General features: G+C 39.3%; 10 protein-coding genes. 3 read left to right on the top strand and 7 right to left on the bottom strand.

All coding sequences use genetic code 11. The features are described 5' to 3' along the window. Positions 1-121 precede the first annotated feature (121 nt). From RMY32_RS19530 to RMY32_RS19545, 4 genes are all read right to left on the bottom strand, one after another. Positions 122-778 (bottom strand): pentapeptide repeat-containing protein, encoded by a 657-nt coding sequence (locus tag RMY32_RS19530; protein ID WP_322712170.1) that lies wholly within the window; start codon positions 776-778, stop codon positions 122-124. A gap of 783 nt (positions 779-1,561) precedes the next feature. Beyond that, the gene (locus tag RMY32_RS19535) at positions 1,562-1,981 is read right to left on the bottom strand and encodes an asparagine synthase-related protein (RefSeq protein WP_322712171.1); all 420 of its coding nucleotides are present in this window, start codon (positions 1,979-1,981) and stop codon (positions 1,562-1,564) included. 4 nt (positions 1,982-1,985) lie between these two features. Then, positions 1,986-2,621 (bottom strand): hypothetical protein, encoded by a 636-nt coding sequence (locus RMY32_RS19540; RefSeq protein WP_322712172.1) that lies wholly within the window; start codon positions 2,619-2,621, stop codon positions 1,986-1,988. Between the two features lie 488 nt (positions 2,622-3,109). Next, positions 3,110-3,991 carry a 4-hydroxybenzoate solanesyltransferase gene (locus RMY32_RS19545; RefSeq protein ID WP_322712173.1) on the bottom strand — a complete coding sequence of 294 codons (882 nt, stop codon included), beginning with the start codon at positions 3,989-3,991 and terminating at the stop codon, positions 3,110-3,112. Between the two features lie 497 nt (positions 3,992-4,488). Between RMY32_RS19545 and RMY32_RS19550 the strand changes: the two genes are divergently transcribed. The 3 genes from RMY32_RS19550 (at position 4,489) to RMY32_RS19560 (ending at position 13,792) form a co-directional block, all read left to right on the top strand. Beyond that, on the top strand, positions 4,489-6,138 hold the full coding sequence (locus RMY32_RS19550) for a Ppx/GppA phosphatase family protein (RefSeq protein ID WP_322712174.1): 1,650 nt from the start codon (positions 4,489-4,491) through the stop codon (positions 6,136-6,138). A 1,062-nt stretch (positions 6,139-7,200) separates the two neighbouring features. Beyond that, on the top strand, positions 7,201-7,755 hold the full coding sequence (locus RMY32_RS19555; RefSeq protein ID WP_322712175.1) for a RidA family protein: 555 nt from the start codon (positions 7,201-7,203) through the stop codon (positions 7,753-7,755). Positions 7,756-8,371: 616 nt separating this feature from the next. Then, positions 8,372-13,792, top strand: a complete 5,421-nt coding sequence (locus tag RMY32_RS19560; protein WP_322712176.1) for an AAA family ATPase — start codon at positions 8,372-8,374, stop codon at positions 13,790-13,792. A gap of 178 nt (positions 13,793-13,970) precedes the next feature. Here RMY32_RS19560 and RMY32_RS19565 read toward each other — a convergent pair whose 3' ends face one another. The 3 genes from RMY32_RS19565 to ilvD all read right to left on the bottom strand — a co-directional run bounded on the left by RMY32_RS19565 (position 13,971) and on the right by ilvD (position 17,553). Continuing rightward, positions 13,971-14,984 (bottom strand): alpha/beta hydrolase, encoded by a 1,014-nt coding sequence (locus RMY32_RS19565; protein ID WP_322712177.1) that lies wholly within the window; start codon positions 14,982-14,984, stop codon positions 13,971-13,973. A 336-nt stretch (positions 14,985-15,320) separates the two neighbouring features. Then, a complete protein-coding gene (locus RMY32_RS19570) occupies positions 15,321-15,713 on the bottom strand; it encodes a hypothetical protein (RefSeq protein ID WP_322712178.1) in 393 nt (130 codons plus the stop codon). A gap of 133 nt (positions 15,714-15,846) precedes the next feature. Next, entirely contained in the window at positions 15,847-17,553 is a 1,707-nt protein-coding gene (gene ilvD / locus RMY32_RS19575; protein WP_322712179.1) for a dihydroxy-acid dehydratase, read from the bottom strand. Positions 17,554-17,696: the final 143 nt, after the last annotated feature.

Raw genomic sequence — 17,696 nt, forward strand, 5'->3', positions numbered from 1 at the left:
TTTCTCTTCTTTACAAGCTTTACGCGAGCGCATCCAAGAAATCTTCGACCAACTCACATTTGAGCAGGTAATTTCTGTCTCTTCTTATAACTTTATCTTGGAAGCTCTATTCTATGCAGCTTCATATTAATTTGGTATGAGGTTGCTCAATTGTACCATCAGGCATAATAGTATCTCGCAACTTCGCATAAATCAAATTTGTCTTCCAAAGGTTTGCTTTACTCAAGTTTGCTTTGGTTAAATTTGCCCATGTCAAGTCTGTACTGGTTAAGTTAGCCTCAGTCAAATTAGCTTCTAGTAATATTGCTCCACATAACTTGGCTCGTGTGAGATTTGCAAAACTTAAGTTAGCTTCAATCAACGATGCTTCAATTAATTTGGCTTCACTTAAGTCTGCTTCTCTCAAATCTACATCACATAAAGAAGCACCCCAAAGATTACTACCTATGAATTTCACTCGCCATAAGAATGTTCCACACAAATTTGCTCTTGTTAAATCAGCATTAGTTAAATTGGCTTCACATAAAGACGCTTCATACAAATTAGCTTCACGTAAGCTAGCTTGCATCAAATTTGCGCCACTTAAATTAGCACGAGTTAGAATACAGCCAGACAAATTTGCATCACGCAAATCCGCTCCGATAAAGTTAATACCACTTAAATTAATTCCTTTCAGGTCGATTCTCCTCAAGTCACATCCGCTGAAATCTCGGCGCTGAAAATATTTATTTGTGATTTGACTTAAAATAAATTCCTGTTGTTGAGCATAATTGTTCATGGTATTCACCTCTGGGTGTAATTGATCTCAAAGGTTGAGTGTGTTAGTTACCGTAATACTTCTGGTTTTGTGCATTTTTAATTCGGAATCTGGTTTTGGCAAAAGTTTACTGGGTTTGGGTTAAAGGTTTTTTCTTTCCCCTTCCCCCTTTCTTTTTTCGCCAAAAACCGAGAAGTATTAGTAGTTACCGTATATTGAGAGTACACCGCAAACGGAGGTTAGCTCAGTAAATAATCAAAAATAAATTAACAGAAAATCGACAATCACTTGAAAATGCGTTTTTTCAGTGGTTTTTAAAACAAAAAATGCTGACATAAGTCAGGAAATATTCATATAACAAGAGTCATTTGTCTTTGGTCATTTGTCATTGGTACTAATGACAATGACTTCGATTTCCCTACAGCTTTTTATGAAAAGCCAGGGGATGAGTTACAGCAGAAATCATGTATTTGAACCACACCTGTTGTAGAGGTGCAAGACCTTGCGCCCCTACTGCGTGGTCTATTTAAGGTGAGTTCGACGAGTGCTATTTTGACCTCTCCCCCAGCCCCTCTCCTACTAGGAGAGGGGAACAAAAACTTTTCTTTTCTCGTTACTCCTCTCTCGCCTTTTAGGAGAGGGAGGCTGTCCGGGAGAGGTCTGTCGAACTCACGTTCTATTTACCTGAAAATAGCTGTAAGATTCAAAATTTTCATCAGTAGTGAGTACTTCTCACTTATTACTCAGCACTGATAGCGAAAGCATAACCCAACTTAGTCATAACCTATCTTTTTGTTGCTTTCATTACTGTGCTTTTTGATTTACTTGTAACCAAACTTCTAAACTAGCAAGCAACCACAGCTTTACTCCATAACGACTCCAAGTATCTCCTTGATAGTTTAACCAATTACGAATTGGCAATTGGTTTAAGTAAGGAGTAATACATGCATTTCGATTGAGCAATAAATCTCTGGCTTCTTGCTGCCAATATTTCCGAAATCCTAACTGCACTGGTACCATCATCCCACTTTTGGGACGATGAATAATTGTGTCTGGTAAGATATCTGCGGTCGCCAAAGATGTACCGTAGGTAATTGCTTGCTTTAAAACTGCTTTTTCTTCTACTCCAGAAAGCTTATACTCTGGAGGTATCTCCATGCTTAACTCTACTATTCGTTGGTCAAACAGAGGAGAACGGCCTTGCAAAAGAGCAGCTTGAGTCAAGTTACTAACTTTCGTCGTAGTCGGGAAATTCTAAAACAGTTCCAGGTCGCAGTTCTTGCACCTGTTCCCAAAGGGTTCGTTCGCCAGGAACAAAAGCACAACAAAGATAATCTCGCAACGCCACCAAATCTAAATCGGATGAACGATGAGGTGCTAAAGTTCTCAGTTGAGGCGCAATCCAACGAACTGAACCAGTAGTAGTGTAATAGAGAGTACGCACACCGATGCGATCGCGAATCAATCTCAACACCTGTTTCTCTCTATCCCAAACCACCAACGCAAACATCCCCACAAGTTGGCTAAGACTTTCATTACCCCATCGTTCCCAAAGATTGGCCACCAGTTGCAGAGAACTTCCTTGAAAGCTATCTGGTTCAATTCCTAACTTTTGCAGCAATTGCACTCGGTTAGTTAACCAAACATCACCAACAGCAACAAATCGTCCTCTAGAACTGATTGCTAATTTCTCCGCCGGCAATTCCGAAGTTGTGCGTGGTAAAATTACAGAAATTTTTTCATCTCGCCAAGCTATATCTTCATAATTTGCATCAACTATTCCCCACGCTACGCGCCAGCTTGGGTTAGTTTTGATGAATTCGATTTTAGGAGATTTACGATTTTTAAATGCATCAAATAGCATGGCAAATTTTCAACGCATAATCAGTAAGAATCCCATCTCCAACGCACTCGTTGCAAGCGAGGAGGAGGCTATAATGTAACTTATATTTTCTAGTGAATTTTATAAATCCAAGCAAGATACAAGTTTTATAACCATCAAATTTTCCATTCTCCCTCAAATGACGCACCCTACAAGATTTAAAATTTTGCTTGACAAACTCAAGCTACATCATTAAACGGAAGTTTAGGTATTTGATTGTAAACTTCTGCATTTTCTTCAAAGGCAGGAGGCAGAGGGCAGGAGGCAGAAGGAAATAAGTATTAATAAAAACTTTAGTTCTGGGTTATTGCCCAGTTTAAAAAAGGAATTGTATCGAAGAAAAGTGCCACTAGATACAAAGCGTCCTTGCTTCAATCCCATGTTTTAAAACGTGGGTTCCTCCTGCCTTCTGCCTCCTATCTCCTGCCTCCTGAATTCAAAATGCTTTCTGCCTCTTGCCTCCTGAATTCTTAAAAAGATCCAGCAATCATTCCAGCAAGTAAAATAAAACCAATCCACACGTTTTGCTGAAACATCTTACCATAAGCAGAATTAGGTAAGTTTTCCTTTCTTAATCGCAGAGACTGCCAAACCCATCCGATAGTAGCAATTGCAAGGCTAATCCAGAAGGCTAAGTGCAGATGTATAACTAGGCCTAACCAAGACAACAACAAGATTGTGCCAGCAAAGAAAATTCCAATGGCTAGAGGGGCATAATTACCAAAAAATAGGGCGCTAGAATTAACACCAATGCGGCGATCGTCTTCTTTATCGCTCATGGCGTAAACTGTATCAAATCCTAACGTCCACAGTACAGTTGCGCCCCAAAGTAACCAAGTTGGTTGAGAAAGATTTTGCGTGACTGCACTCCAACTAATAAAGACCCCAAAACCCCAAGCAATGGAAAGCACCAGTTGCGGTATGGGAAACACCCGCTTTGCACCTGGATAAAGCAAAATTACAGGCACTGCTGCCACGCATAACCAGAAACTCAAGGGGTTAAGATAAAAGGCCAAGACTGCTGCACACGCTAAAGAGACGATCGCAACTATAATTCCAACTTTCACAGATAAGGCGCGAGAAGCAAGGGGGCGATCGCGTGTTCTCTCTACTTCTGGATCGATATTTCGATCCCACAAATCATTGACAACACACCCAGTTGCACTCGTGGCCAGAGTACCCAATATAATCACACCAACCAGAGGTAAAGGCGGTTTTCCTGAAGCTGCTAAAAACACAGCCCAAAGGGCAGGAATCATTAAAATTAACCGCCCTTCTGGTTTATGCCAGCGTAAAAGCCGGATAATTACAAGCCAAATTGGTGACTGGGGGTGTTCTGGTGTCGTTAGCATAGGATTCATTGATGGGGCATTGGGGATTGGGGATTGGGGATTGGGGATTGGGGATTGGGGATTGGGGATTGGGGATTGGGGATTGGGGATTGGGGATTAGTTATTTCTCCCCTTGCTTTTTTACTCCTATTCCCTATGCCCCATTCCCTATTCCCTATTCCCTATGCCCTATTTTTTAATTCACACTTCTTTACATCTATAGAATAACGTTATTTGTTATTTGTAAAAACATAACCCAAAGTGGCAACTTTAAATATCTTTAAATAGTCACTCAGGTTATAAATAGTAGGGTGAATATACATAGCTCAGTTACCCTCGTTCGAGCTGAGTTGCGAATGCTGAGTATTTTTTAATTTACTCAATATTCAGCACTGGCTCAACGCTCTGCTACCGCTAACAGCACTCAATCTGAGCAAGTGTGTTGTCATAAATATCAGTGCTAGCTACCCCGACGTATTACCGTTTGCCATCATTTCTTAATAAAGAGAGAAAACTAGATGCTGGATTTAGTTTCTAGCTGGGAGAGTAGTCCTACTCAACCATCTAAGCAACATCGGATTATTGCTGCCATTGATTTGGGAACAAATTCTCTACACATGGTAGTAGTCAAGATTGACCCTACACTACCAGCTTTCAGCATTATTGCTAAAGAAAAGGAAACCGTAAGGCTTGGCGATCGCAATCTTACCACTGGAGAACTCAAGCCAGAGATAATTGAAAAGGCGATCGCTGCTTTAAGACGCTTTCAAGAAGTTGCTAAAACTATCAACGCTGAAACAATCATCGCTGTAGCAACTAGTGCTGTGCGAGAAGCGCCCAATGGTAAAGCTTTTTTGCACACAATAGAAACGGAGTTGGGTTTAAGCGTTAACTTGATTTCTGGTCAAGAAGAAGCGCGGCGAATTTATCTTGGCGTGCTGTCGGGAATGGAATTTAACAACCAGCCCCACATGATTATTGATATTGGCGGTGGTTCCACAGAATTAATTTTAGGCGATAGTCAGCAAGCCCGCATTCTCACCAGTACCAAAGTTGGTGCAGTGCGACTAACTAGCGAGTTAATCACTACTGACCCGATCAGCACCACTGAGTTCCAATATCTGCAAGCTTATGCACGCGGGATGTTGGAACGTTCTGTAGAAGAAATCTTAGCAAACCTAGAGTCTGGGGAATCTCCGCGTTTGGTGGGTACGGCGGGCACAATTGAAACCCTGGCGATGATTCATGCACGGGAAAAGTCGGGTGTCATTCCTTCCACTCTCAATGGCTACCAATTTAGTCATCAAGACTTGCAAGAGTTGGTAAATCGCTTGCGGAAACTGAGTAATTCCGAAAGGGCTGAAATTCCTGGTATGCCAGAGAAGCGCCCTGAAGTTATCCTCGCTGGCGCAGTCATATTACAAGAAGCAATGACCCTTTTGGGTAGTGAATCGATAACAGTTTGTGAGCGTTCTCTGAGGGAAGGCGTAATTGTAGACTGGATGCTAACCCACGGTTTAATTGAAGATAAGCTACGCTATCAAAGTTCAATTCGGGAACGGAATGTCCTCAAACTTGCAGATAAATACCATATCAATTTAGAATACAGCGATCGCGTGGCAAAATTTGCCGAGAGTTTATTTGACCAAACTCAAGGTACTCTACATCATTGGGGAACTGATGAACGACAAATGCTGTGGGCAGCGGCAATATTACACAATTGCGGTCATTATATCAGCCATTCGTCTCACCACAAGCACTCTTACTATTTAATTCGCAATGGAGAATTACTCGGTTATACAGAAACTGAGATTGAAATTATTGCCAATTTAGCGCGTTATCATCGCAAATCGCCGCCCAAGAAAAAACATGAAAACTACCAGAGTTTGCTGACCAAACAACAACGACAAATTGTTAGTCAATTAAGTGCGATTTTAAGATTGGCAGTAGCATTAGATAGACGACAAATTGGTGCAGTTGCTCAAGTGCAATGTGAGTATTATCCACAACTTAAGCAGGTCAATCTGCTAATTTTTCCATCTCAATCAGATGATGATTGTGCTTTAGAACTTTGGAGCTTAGATTATAAAAAAGGAGTGTTTGAAGAAGAATTTGGAGTGAGATTAGTAGCAAGTTTAGAAAAGTCTAATATTAATAACTTGTCTTAGAAAGTAGGGTGCGTTACACTGTGCTAACGCACCTGCACATAGCTGATGTTTATGCTTGCGATCGCTAATCAGCTTGAGAAGTTAGTCTTAATATAAAAGCTTCAGGTAAAACTCAGAAAATTTATCTAATAACTTATTAAAAAGGTATTATTTACAAGTAGCATTGTATTATCCAATAAAAATATTAATTAAATTTGCCAAGTGTATGGCTATAAAATATATATCTAATTTTGACATCCAACTTAAGGATGAATTTATAACTGTCCCAAGAACCATTTCAAAACAAAAAATAGTAATTACAATAGAACTAACAATCTATTAAATGTAGGTTATGTTGCTAGTGGATATCTAAGCCGGGAAACTTAGATATCCTTATATAAAATTTCAATAGTTTAATAAGTAATCAAGCAGACATAATATTGAGGGCTGCAAAAGAAACTTGCGCAGATTTTTACCGCTAGGTATGGCGATGTCTACGACGGGTAGTTCCTGAGCGCAGCCGTACCACTTGCCTGGTTTTGGGGAAAAGGGGAAGGTGGGGCAATACGGTTCGGATAAGCATTTTTCACTTTCCTTGTGGTCTGGGGAAAGGGCAAGGGGTAAAGGGTAAAGGATGTATTCAAAACCTTTCCCCTTTTTCCTTTCTTCTTTAACCGAACCGTATTGGAAGGTGGGGCCCCTGAAGGGGATAAGGGGCGGGGGAAAGGGGAAAGAAAAAACCTTTAACCTAAACCCAGTAACCTTTTCCCCAAATCCAATTCTGAGTTAAAAATCCACAAAGCGTGCAGTATTGAGATGGCAATTACTAACCGACACAACCTGTTTACGAAATATAACATGCGCTGCGATCGCCTAATACACTTTTTGAGGGTTAACAACCTGATTTAGTATAACTATTAACTGTATCCATATCTAAAGTTAAACGAACTGAAAGCTATTCGGAGGTATTCGTTACGTGATTATCCTGAATTAACTTTGATAGGTAGTGTTTTTTACTCCAACTGGATAGATAATAGAACTAAGTATGAGCAAAAATAGAGAACTCACATTTAAGGAGCTTTAATGACTAAACGTATTACCAGTGCTGTAAATTCGTTAGTAGCAAACTTCTCGCGACGAAATGCACTTTTGTGGCTTGGAGGTAGTGGAATAACTACCGCCTTGATGGTGGGAACACAAAAGGAAGTGAGTGCTAAAGACAACAAAGAGTTGAAATTGGTGAACCCACCAACGTTATATAATGCACCCCAAAATGGCTATAGCCATATAGCTGTGACACCATCAAGGGCAAGAACCGTCTATATTTCTGGTCAATTTGGTTCTGATTTACAAGGGAATCTTGTCTCAAATGAATTTGAAAAGCAGTTAATACAGGCTTTTAAAAACCTCCGTTATGCCTTAGCAGCCGTTGGGGCACAACCACAAGATGTCGCAAAAACTACTGTTCTTATAGTGGATCACAACCAAAGTAAATTGATTCCGTTAGGACGTGAAATTATAAATTTATGGGGGAACAAACCACCAGCAAACACTCTTATTCCCGTTCCTAGACTTGCACTTGACGGTATGTTGTTTGAAATTGATGCTTATGCGGTAATTCCAGAAAACCGTAGTTGAGGAATGGTTTCAATATAACCTTATCAATCACAGTCGGCAAAATAACAAACTTTCGCTACTGTCAATCAATAATAATCTCTCCTATTCGAGTAGATAATTGTCTTTAGTCAGACTACGAAACCTAACTAAAAATCCCAGCAGGTACTAGTAGTTTGCTGTTGTTAACTTGGTTCTTTAAAGTTTAGAGGGAAAAGGTGAAAGGTTTTTAATACCATTTTGAAAAATGATTGCTTGCGACAGATGGATTCACACCAAGCCAGACGCACCAAGGCAATTCCCAATCCAAAATCTAAAATTCAAAATCTAAAATGGTATAACCTCTTCCCTTTTAATCTTTACCCAGCCCTTACAAGTATATTTTGGAGTTAAAAAATTTTTACTTTAGGCTTTGCAGGTTCCTAGTTTCCTACTGATAAGCTTGACGCTTTGTGTGAGATATTCTATCTCTGCATTGGATGCTTTAAAGCTAAATCAGCCTGTAATGTACCATCAAATTTAAAGTTTATCTTCATAAATAGTCTCGAAAGTAAAGCCATAGTAATCTTTACTAATTAACACTAAACTGCCGTTATTAATTTGGGAATAATTAACTTATAAATTACTCGGATTTAACAGTATGTTTAGCACTAATGTTAATATTTCTGGATACCAAATCATTGAAGAAATCTACAATGGTTCGAGAACTGTAGTTTACCGAGGGTATCGAGAAAGTGACTCATTACCTGTAGCGATCAAACTGCTGAAAAATCCATATCCATCCTTCAACGAACTAGTGCAGTTTCGCAATCAGTACACCATTGCCAAAAATATAAACTCATCTTTAATCGTTCAAACCTACAGCCTAGAGGCGTATCAAAATGCCTATGCGTTGGTGATGGAAGATTTTGGTGGCATTTCTCTAAAAGATTATTTTGCTCGTGATCAAACGCGAGATATCAGGTTTTTACAAGAATTTTTACAAATAGCGATCGCACTGTGTAATACCTTAGAGATACTTTATAGTCAGCGCATCATTCATAAAGATATCAAACCGAGCAATATTTTAATTAATCCTCATTCCAAACAAGTTAAATTAATCGACTTTAGTATTGCTTCTCTATTACCAAGGGAAACGCAAATGCTAATCAGCCCCAATGTATTAGAAGGAACACTAGCTTATATTTCTCCAGAACAAACAGGGAGAATGAATCGGGGAATTGACTACCGGACTGACTTTTATTCACTTGGTGTAACTTTTTACGAATTACTCACAGGTGAGTTACCTTTTCAATCAAACGATCCAATGGAATTGGTACATTCTCATATTGCTAAGGTAGCCTCATCAATAGATGTAATTAACTTACAAATTCCGGCGGTAATTTCGGATATCGTCAGCAAATTAATGGCAAAAAATGCTGAAGACCGCTATCAAAGTGTATTAGGATTGAAGCATGATTTAGAAAATTGTTTAGCTCAACTGAAAACAATAGGTAAAATTGAAAGTTTCCCAATTGCCCAAAGGGATGTGTGCGACAGATTTATTATCCCTGATAAACTCTATGGACGAGAAGCAGAAGTAGAAACTCTGCTAGAAGCATTTGAAAATGTCAGCCTGGGTGCAACAGAAATAACGCTAGTAGCTGGGTTTTCGGGGATTGGTAAAACTGCCGTTGTTAACGAAGTGCATAAACCTATTGTTCGTCAACACGGTTATTTTATCAAAGGCAAATTTGACCAATTTAATCGGAATATTCCTTTTTCTGCATTTGTCCAAGCTTTTCGTAACTTCATGGAGCAATTACTAGCAGAAAGTGATGTCCAAATAAACAAATGGCAAAATCAAATTATTCAAGCATTAGGTGAAGACGGACAGGTAATTATTGAAGTCATTCCCGAATTAGAAAAAATTATTGGCAAACAACCACCTGCACCAGAATTATCAGGTAACGCAGCACAAAACCGATTTAATTTATTATTTCAGAAATTTCTCCAAGTATTTACAACTAAAGAACATCCTTTAGTCATATTCTTAGATGACTTGCAGTGGGTAGATTCAGCTTCATTGAAACTGATGCAATTATTAATGAATGAAGCTAATCAGGGATATTTATTGTTAATTGGTGCTTATAGAGACAATGAAGTATTTCCAGCACATCCATTGATGGTAATGTTGGATGAAATTCGCAAAATAGGTGTCAAGGTAAATAGTCTTAACCTGAAACCGCTCAACCAATTACAATTGAACCAACTTGTAGCCGATACGTTAAATTGTGCAGAAAATGTGGCATTATCTCTTTCACAATTGATTTATCGTAAAGCTCAAGGAAATCCATTTTTTGCAACTCAAATCCTGAAATCATTACATCAAGATCGACTGATTCAATTTAATTCTGTAGAGGGATGTTGGCAATGCGACATTTCTCAAATAAATCAGCAAACTCTAGCAGATAATGTTGTTGATTTTATGGTTTTCCAATTACGAAGATTACCAGAATCAACTCAACAACAATTGAAACTAGCCGCTTGTATTGGGAATCAATTCGATTTAAAAACATTAGCGATTGTTTCTAAACAATCGGAGCTAGAAACCGCAGATTGCTTATGGAAGGCTTTGCAAGAAGGGTTGATTTTGCCGCAAAGTGAGGTTTATAAGTTTTTTGTTGATTCCGAAAATCAAGCAGCTACTCAAGAACATTCTGAGATGGTTGTATATAAATTTTTACACGATCGCGTCCAGCAAGCAGCCTATTCACTCATTCCAGAAGCACAAAAACAGTCAACACACTTGCAAATTGGGCAATTGTTGTTGCAGAATACACCTAAAGAGCAGCAAGAGTCAGGAATTTTTGCGATCGTTAATCAATTTAATTACGGACTGGAATTATTAAAAGAAGCTGACGAACGAGAACATTTATCCCGGTTAAATTTGATAGCGGGTTATAAAGCCAAAAACTCGACAGCTTATGCAACAGCAGTTGAGTATTTAAAAGTGGCAATGCTTCTATTACCGATAAATGCTTGGCAAAGCAGCTACGATTTAGCTCTTGCTGTTTACGAATCTGCGGCTGAGGCAGAATATCTGAATACAAACTTTGAGTCATCAAAATCATTAGTAGAGATTATCCTCAAAAACGCTAAATCTCCATTGGAAAAAGTTCGTACCTATGAGATTCAAATCCAATCTTATACGGCGCAAAATAAATTTATTGAAGCAATAGCCACAGGTAGAGAAGCACTGCAATTACTAGATTTGACGTTACCTGAAGACAGTAACACTCAAATGATTTTTGATGAATATAACCAGTTACAACAAATGTTGCTTCATCAATCGATTGCAGCATTGGCAGATATGCCAGAAATCATTGATCCCCAAAAATTAGTTGCGCTCCGCATATTATCAGGTTTGTTTGCTCCAGTTTATATAGCCAAACCGATGTTATTGCCACTCAAAATTTTTACAATGATTGAGATTTGTATACAGCATGGCAACTCACCACAGGCAGCTGTTGCTTATAGTCTCTATGGATTATTTTTGTGCAGTATTGGTGCAATTGAAGATGGATATCAGTTTGGTAAACTAGCAGTAAAACTTTTAGAAAAATTTCAAACAAAAGAACTTAAAAGTAGAGTTTACTTAACCTTTAGTCTATTTATTAAACATTGGAAAGATTCAATTAAATCCACATTGAATCTATTTTTGGAGGGATTGCAAAGTGGATTAGAAACCGGAAATTTAGAATATGTAGGCTATTGTGCCAATTGCTATTGTCAATTTCTCTTTTGGAGCGGAGAAAACCTAGAAAATGCCGTGCTGGAGGCAGATAAATATTGCGATCTCATGCAGCAAATTAAACAAGAGGTATCTCTGGTTTGGGGAAATATCTGGCGACAGACGGTGCTAAATTTACAAGGAGAAGCGGCTAATCCCTGTTGTTTAATTGGTAAGCACTTTCACGAAGTTGAAATGTTACCGACTTTAATTGAAACAAACAATATTAATGGTATTTGTTATGTCTATCTAGCAAAAACGCTTTTAGCTTATCTTTTTGGAGAGTATGAATCTGCTTGGGAATATTCCCAAAAATTTGAGCAGTATGAGCAGGGAGCAGCAGGTTTATTAATTGTTCCTTTGCGGAATTTCTATCAATCTTTGAGTTTGTTAGCTCTTTGTTCTCAGGTAAATGAAGCACAGCAACAGCTTTATCTGCAGAAAGTAGCCGAAAACCAGTCAAAAATGCAAGAATGGGCGGCTCATGCACCCGTAAATTATCAGCACAAGTACAATTTAATTTTAGCTGAACAAGCTCGTGTAACTGGCGATCGCATACAAGCCGCAGATTATTATGAAATAGCGATCCAAGAAGCGATCGCTAATGGCTATGTTCAGGAAGCCGCGATCGCTAACGAACTTGCTGCCAAATTTTACCTAGAATGGGGTAAAGAAAAAGCCGCAGAAGGATATCTGCAACAAGCATATTACAGTTATGCCCGTTGGGGAGCAAAAGCCAAAACTGATGACTTGGAAAAAAGCTATCCCAAATTACTCAAACCTATTTTGCAACAGCAAGAATTTAACTTAAATCCCTTAGAAACCATAGCCAGCATTGCTCGTACATCTACTTCTTACACTACCAGCAGCACTAATATTTCTGATGCTCTAGATTTAACCTGCATTCTCAAAGCAGCTCAAACTATCTCCAGTTGTATCGAATTAGACGCACTTATCAGCAGTCTCACTCGCATTATCTTAGAAAATTCTGGTGCGAAAACATCTGTATTAATTCTTCCTCAAGAGGATACTTGGCAAGTGCGGGCAATTACTTTTATCGATGAACAGTTAAATTCACAGACTGATGTCAAAACTATTCTTGATTCACAACTAATAGATGCTTGTCAATATATTCCGAGAAAACTGATCAATTACGTTAAAAATACTCAAGAAACTGTGATCATAGACAATTGTGAAACGAGTATTCCTGGTGTAATTGGAGAATATCTGCTCCTACATCAACCTCAAAGCGTATTATGCACGCCCATTATTAACCAAGGTCATTTGGTGGGGATTCTCTACCTAGAAAATCAATTGAATCAAGGAGTATTTACTAGTAACCGCTTACAGGTGATTAACCTACTTTCTTCCCAAGCAGCAATTGCTTTAGAAAACGCTCGGCTTTATCAGCAAGCTGGGCAAGCTTTACAAGATTTGCAACAAGCTCAATTACAAATCGTCCAAAGTGAAAAAATGTCTGCATTGGGTAACTTAGTTGCTGGTGTCGCTCATGAAATGAATAATCCTCTTGGTTTTATTGCTGCCAGTCTCCAACAAGCTAAACCAACATTTATTGATGTTATCGAACACTTGAAATTATATGAACAAAAGTTTCCTACTCCCGGAGATGAAATTTTAATTCATGCTGAAGAAATCGATTTGGAATATACCTTAGAAGATTTGCTCAAGATGATTGATTCGATGACAATGGCGTGTGACAGGCTCAAGAACATTAGCACCAGTCTGCGTACTTTCTCCCGTGCCGATAGAGATTACAAAGTACCGTTTAACATTCATGAAGGTATTGATAGTACGATTTTAATTCTCAAACATCGCCTGAAAGCTAACGAAGAACGTCCAGCTATTAAAGTAATTAATGAGTACGGAAAATTACCCCAAATTGAATGCTTTCCTGGACAATTAAACCAAGTATTTATGAACATCTTAGCAAATGCTATTGATGCATTGGATGAATCAAATACAGGTAAGAGTTTTGAAGAAATTCAAGCCAATCCCAATCGGATTAAAATTACCACCTCTTTAATAAATAAACAAATTGAAGTGAGGATTGCTGATAATGGTCAAGGCATGAGTGAAGCAGTCAAACAAAAAGTATTTGACCACTTATTTACTACGAAAGGTGTTGGTAAAGGAACGGGATTAGGATTAGCGATCGCTCAGTCTATTGTTGTAGAAAAACATGGCGGTTCCCTGGTTGTAAATTCTACCGTGGGCGTTGGAACAGAATTTGTAATTACCTTGCCGATTCTGGCTCAGACTCAAAATTAATACCCATTAAAAAAAGAATGCGACAAATAGATCATTTGTAGAGACGCGATTCATCGCGTCTTTAAAAACCAATTATCTACACTAATAGCTATTAACTGAACCTATCGAAACTTGAACTATACTTTTAAATTGCAAATACTTTTTAACCTCTCCATTTTTTACAAAATTGAGATGCTCATTAGAAATCTGGATTGATACATTTAAGATGCTCACAGCCGAAACCTTGAGTCATCATTGCAGATAGCTGTGGAAAAACTTGTTCGTCAAAGTTGAGTTCTCGCATGATTTGGTCACAACCTTGTCCCTGCGCTATCCGCTTTGCCATTTCCTGAAACTCTATCCAAGTTAAATTACTTTCAACAAATGCTTTAGCAAGGGTAATTACCAATTCTTCATAATCATTGTCTTCCAATTTTGTCATCATTCGGTGTTCAATGTGAAGCGAATCATCGAAACAGTAATACCAGGATTTCGGTTGCTGTCTAAGTACTCTTCGGAAAAAATCTTGCTGTTTCGAGCGACTAACAGCACTATCTGCCTCACTACATACCATTAAGATTGGGGCAGAAACACAGCTTTGAGCTTTGTCTAAAACCTGATATCCCAATTCTAAAAATATCCGTAAGGCCTTCAGACGAAAACCTTTATAACCAAAATTCCCAGGTGCATCTTTGTTGAACCATTCAAAGTAAATCGGCAGAATTTTGATCAGTTGATCGAATAGTAAATAGCGGCTACCTAAAAAAGGCGTAAACAATAAAGTGCGCTCAATCTCTTGAGGATGCTCTAAAGCTAACCAAGCAGCTAAAGTTCCACCTGTTGATAATCCACCAATTACAACTTGTTGCCCTAGCGTTTTGGCAATCTGCAACCATTTGATGACAAATTGTTGATAAATCTCAATATCTGTTGGCAGGGGTGGAGGATTTTGAGACTTCCAGTCACCTGAGCGTCCATGACCGGGTTGTAAAGGAATCAGAACGTTATATCCCTGGTTAAAGAAAGCTTTACCAAGCGGCTCGAACTGGTAAGGGCCTGCTGTAAAACCATGCAAAAACAAAAAAACTTTTGACGTGAAGTCAGGATGAATCAAAAATTTAGAACGGCAGGCTTCATTTTTAAGACCTAGTGTGGACTCTAATTGGTGAACTTGCTCTAGAATTTCTACTGTATTTTGAATGCCAACTTTCATTTATGTGTCTAACAGCAAATAATGATAAACTAGCATCTACAAGACGCGATCGCACAACTGCTAGGGTTATATAGTTATAGCAATATGTAGGCAAAACCGCTTAGTATAAGTAGCCCTTGAAATGGAGTGATTGCAGCTTCTAGTTACTGACTTTATCATTGTTCGCTATTAGACAGATATATCTCTCCGTATTATATCGTAGCCTTTTTCATAAATCAAAATATGATTTCTATATATGTTACTTTATTAATTAAGTAGTTACTCCGAATCTAGCAGAGGACATATTGTTGAGTTGCCCTGTCAGAAGTAAGAAATGTTTTAAAGTCGGATGAGTATTCACTCCAAACTAATTTTCCACAACCCGTCTAGCGGATTGGACAGTTGGAATTGACTATCATTGCTACCGAGCCAATTATTGTCATACACCAACCCCACACTGAATATTCTATTTAGAGGATATTGTCCTAGTTTTCCAAAACCTTCAATATTCTTTGAGTCTGCGATCGCTTGCTGGTTCAGCTGTATAGTTGTTTGGTTGCCGTCGTCAAAGTAAATTGTGGCTCGTTTGTTGTGAAAGCGCACCTGAACTTTGTAGACCCCACCAGTTGCATAATAATAAGCTGTAGCAGGTAGCTTTTGACCGTCAATATTTTGTCCTTTAAGCTCAACTGCTATAGCAGGACTGCATAACAACAACAGGATTGGCAAGACTGACCCTAAAACTTTCATTGGTAGTAACAAACACTTTCACTCAACTATTTTCTACTTTAAAACATAAGTAAGTTTCACAGCCAATGCCAGAAAATTGTCTTTCCATACTCTTGTAGAGAGACGCGATATCTCGCGTCTCTAACCTTACTCCCTACTCATGAAATAAATCCAAGTCTGTGACAGCACCAACACTACTAGAGGAAACTAACTTGGCATATTTTGCTAAGATGCCTTTTGTATAACGGGGTGGACGGGGTTGCCATTTGGCGCGGCGACGGACTAATTCTGCATCAGAAATGTTGATTTGTAACAAGCGAGAATTAGCATCGATAGTGATGCTATCACCTTCTTCGACCAGAGCGATCGCACCACCAACGGCGGCTTCGGGAGCAACGTGTCCGACTACCATCCCATAAGTACCACCTGAAAAGCGTCCATCAGTAATTAACGCCACTGCATCGCCTAAACCTGCACCAATAATTGCTGAGGTGGGTGCTAACATTTCCCGCATCCCAGGGCCGCCAATCGGGCCTTCGTAGCGGACTATAATTACATCACCAGCTTTAATCTTACTTGCAAGGATGGCATCTAAGCATTCTTCCTCGGAATCAAAAACTCTTGCAGAACCGGTAATGCTGGGATTTTTCACCCCGGTAATTTTTGCTACTGCTCCCTCTGTAGCGAGATTTCCTTTCAGGATGGCTAAGTGACCTTGGGCATACATCGGGTGATTCCAAGGACGAATTACATCTTGATTGCTTGGTGGTTCATCGGGGACATCTGCTAAAATTTCGGCGATGGTTTTACCTGTGATGGTGATACAGTCGCCGTGAAGTAATCCATGTACCAATAGCATTTTCATCACTTGAGGAATACCACCAGCTTGATGTAAGTCTGTGGCAACATATCTACCACTGGGTTTTAAATCGCATAAAACAGGTACACGATCGCGGATAATTTCAAAATCATCTAGATTAAGTTCTACACCAGCCGCACGAGCGATCGCCAGAAAATGTAACACGGCGTTAGTTGAACCACCCACAGCCATAATTACAGAAATCGCATTTTCTATAGATTTGCGCGTGATAATTTGTCGGGGTAAAAGTTGATTGCGAATTGCTTCTACTAATACCTTGGCTGATTCTTCAGTGCTGTCGGCTTTTTCGTCATCTTCCGCCGCCATTGTGGAAGAATAGGGTAAACTCATACCCATCGCTTCAAAAGCCGAGGACATAGTATTGGCTGTGAACATCCCACCGCAAGAACCAGCACCAGGACAAGCGCGGCGTTCTACTTCCATGAGTTCGGTGTCGTCAATTTTACCAGCACTGTATTCACCCACAGCCTCAAAGGAACTCACAATAGTCAAGTCGCGGCCGTTGTAGTGTCCGGGTTTAATTGTCCCACCATAAACAAAGATAGCCGGGATATTCATCCGTGCGATCGCAATCATTGCCCCTGGCATATTTTTATCACAGCCACCGATGGCAATAACGCCATCCATACTTTGACCATTACAAACGGTTTCAATGGAGTCAGCAATTACTTCTCGTGACACTAGGGAATATTTCATTCCCTCAGTTCCCATCGAAATCCCATCACTAATGGTAATTGTGCCGAACATTTGCGGCATTGCCCCGGCTAGTTTAATTCCAGCTTCAGCTATGAGTGCTAGTTGATTAATTCCCATGTTACAGGGAGTGATGGTGCTGTAGGCATTAGCCACACCGACAATTGCTTTCTTAAAGTCTTCATCTTGAAAACCTACTGCACGCAGCATAGCGCGATTTGGCGATCGCTGTACTCCTTGTGTAACAGCTTTACTTCTTAAATTCTCTGACGTTGTTTTTTCACTCATTGCTCAGGCCTCAATCAAATCTCTGTACGAGTATGATATGTAGCCTTTTTTGAGATGTCCAATATATATTTGTTTAAAATTGAGACGTATAAAGTATCAAAAATATGATACTACGAAATCTGCGCTACTTTATTGCTGTAGCT

It is taken from the genome of Nostoc sp. ChiSLP03a (assembly GCF_034531215.2).
Lineage (GTDB): Bacteria > Cyanobacteriota > Cyanobacteriia > Cyanobacteriales > Nostocaceae > Nostoc.

Excerpts from the sequence above, each read along its gene's own strand:
- RMY32_RS19530 (WP_322712170.1), bottom strand. The coding sequence starts at position 778 with ATGAACAATTATGCTCAACAACAGGAATTTATTTTAAGTCAAATCACA.
- RMY32_RS19555 (WP_322712175.1), top strand. The coding sequence starts at position 7,201 with ATGACTAAACGTATTACCAGTGCTGTAAATTCGTTAGTAGCAAACTTC.
- RMY32_RS19545 (WP_322712173.1), bottom strand. The coding sequence starts at position 3,991 with ATGCTAACGACACCAGAACACCCCCAGTCACCAATTTGGCTTGTAATT.
- RMY32_RS19550 (WP_322712174.1), top strand. The coding sequence starts at position 4,489 with ATGCTGGATTTAGTTTCTAGCTGGGAGAGTAGTCCTACTCAACCATCT.
- RMY32_RS19565 (WP_322712177.1), bottom strand. The coding sequence starts at position 14,984 with ATGAAAGTTGGCATTCAAAATACAGTAGAAATTCTAGAGCAAGTTCAC.
- RMY32_RS19570 (WP_322712178.1), bottom strand. The coding sequence starts at position 15,713 with ATGAAAGTTTTAGGGTCAGTCTTGCCAATCCTGTTGTTGTTATGCAGT.
- RMY32_RS19540 (WP_322712172.1), bottom strand. The coding sequence starts at position 2,621 with ATGCTATTTGATGCATTTAAAAATCGTAAATCTCCTAAAATCGAATTC.
- RMY32_RS19560 (WP_322712176.1), top strand. The coding sequence starts at position 8,372 with ATGTTTAGCACTAATGTTAATATTTCTGGATACCAAATCATTGAAGAA.
- ilvD (WP_322712179.1), bottom strand. The coding sequence starts at position 17,553 with ATGAGTGAAAAAACAACGTCAGAGAATTTAAGAAGTAAAGCTGTTACA.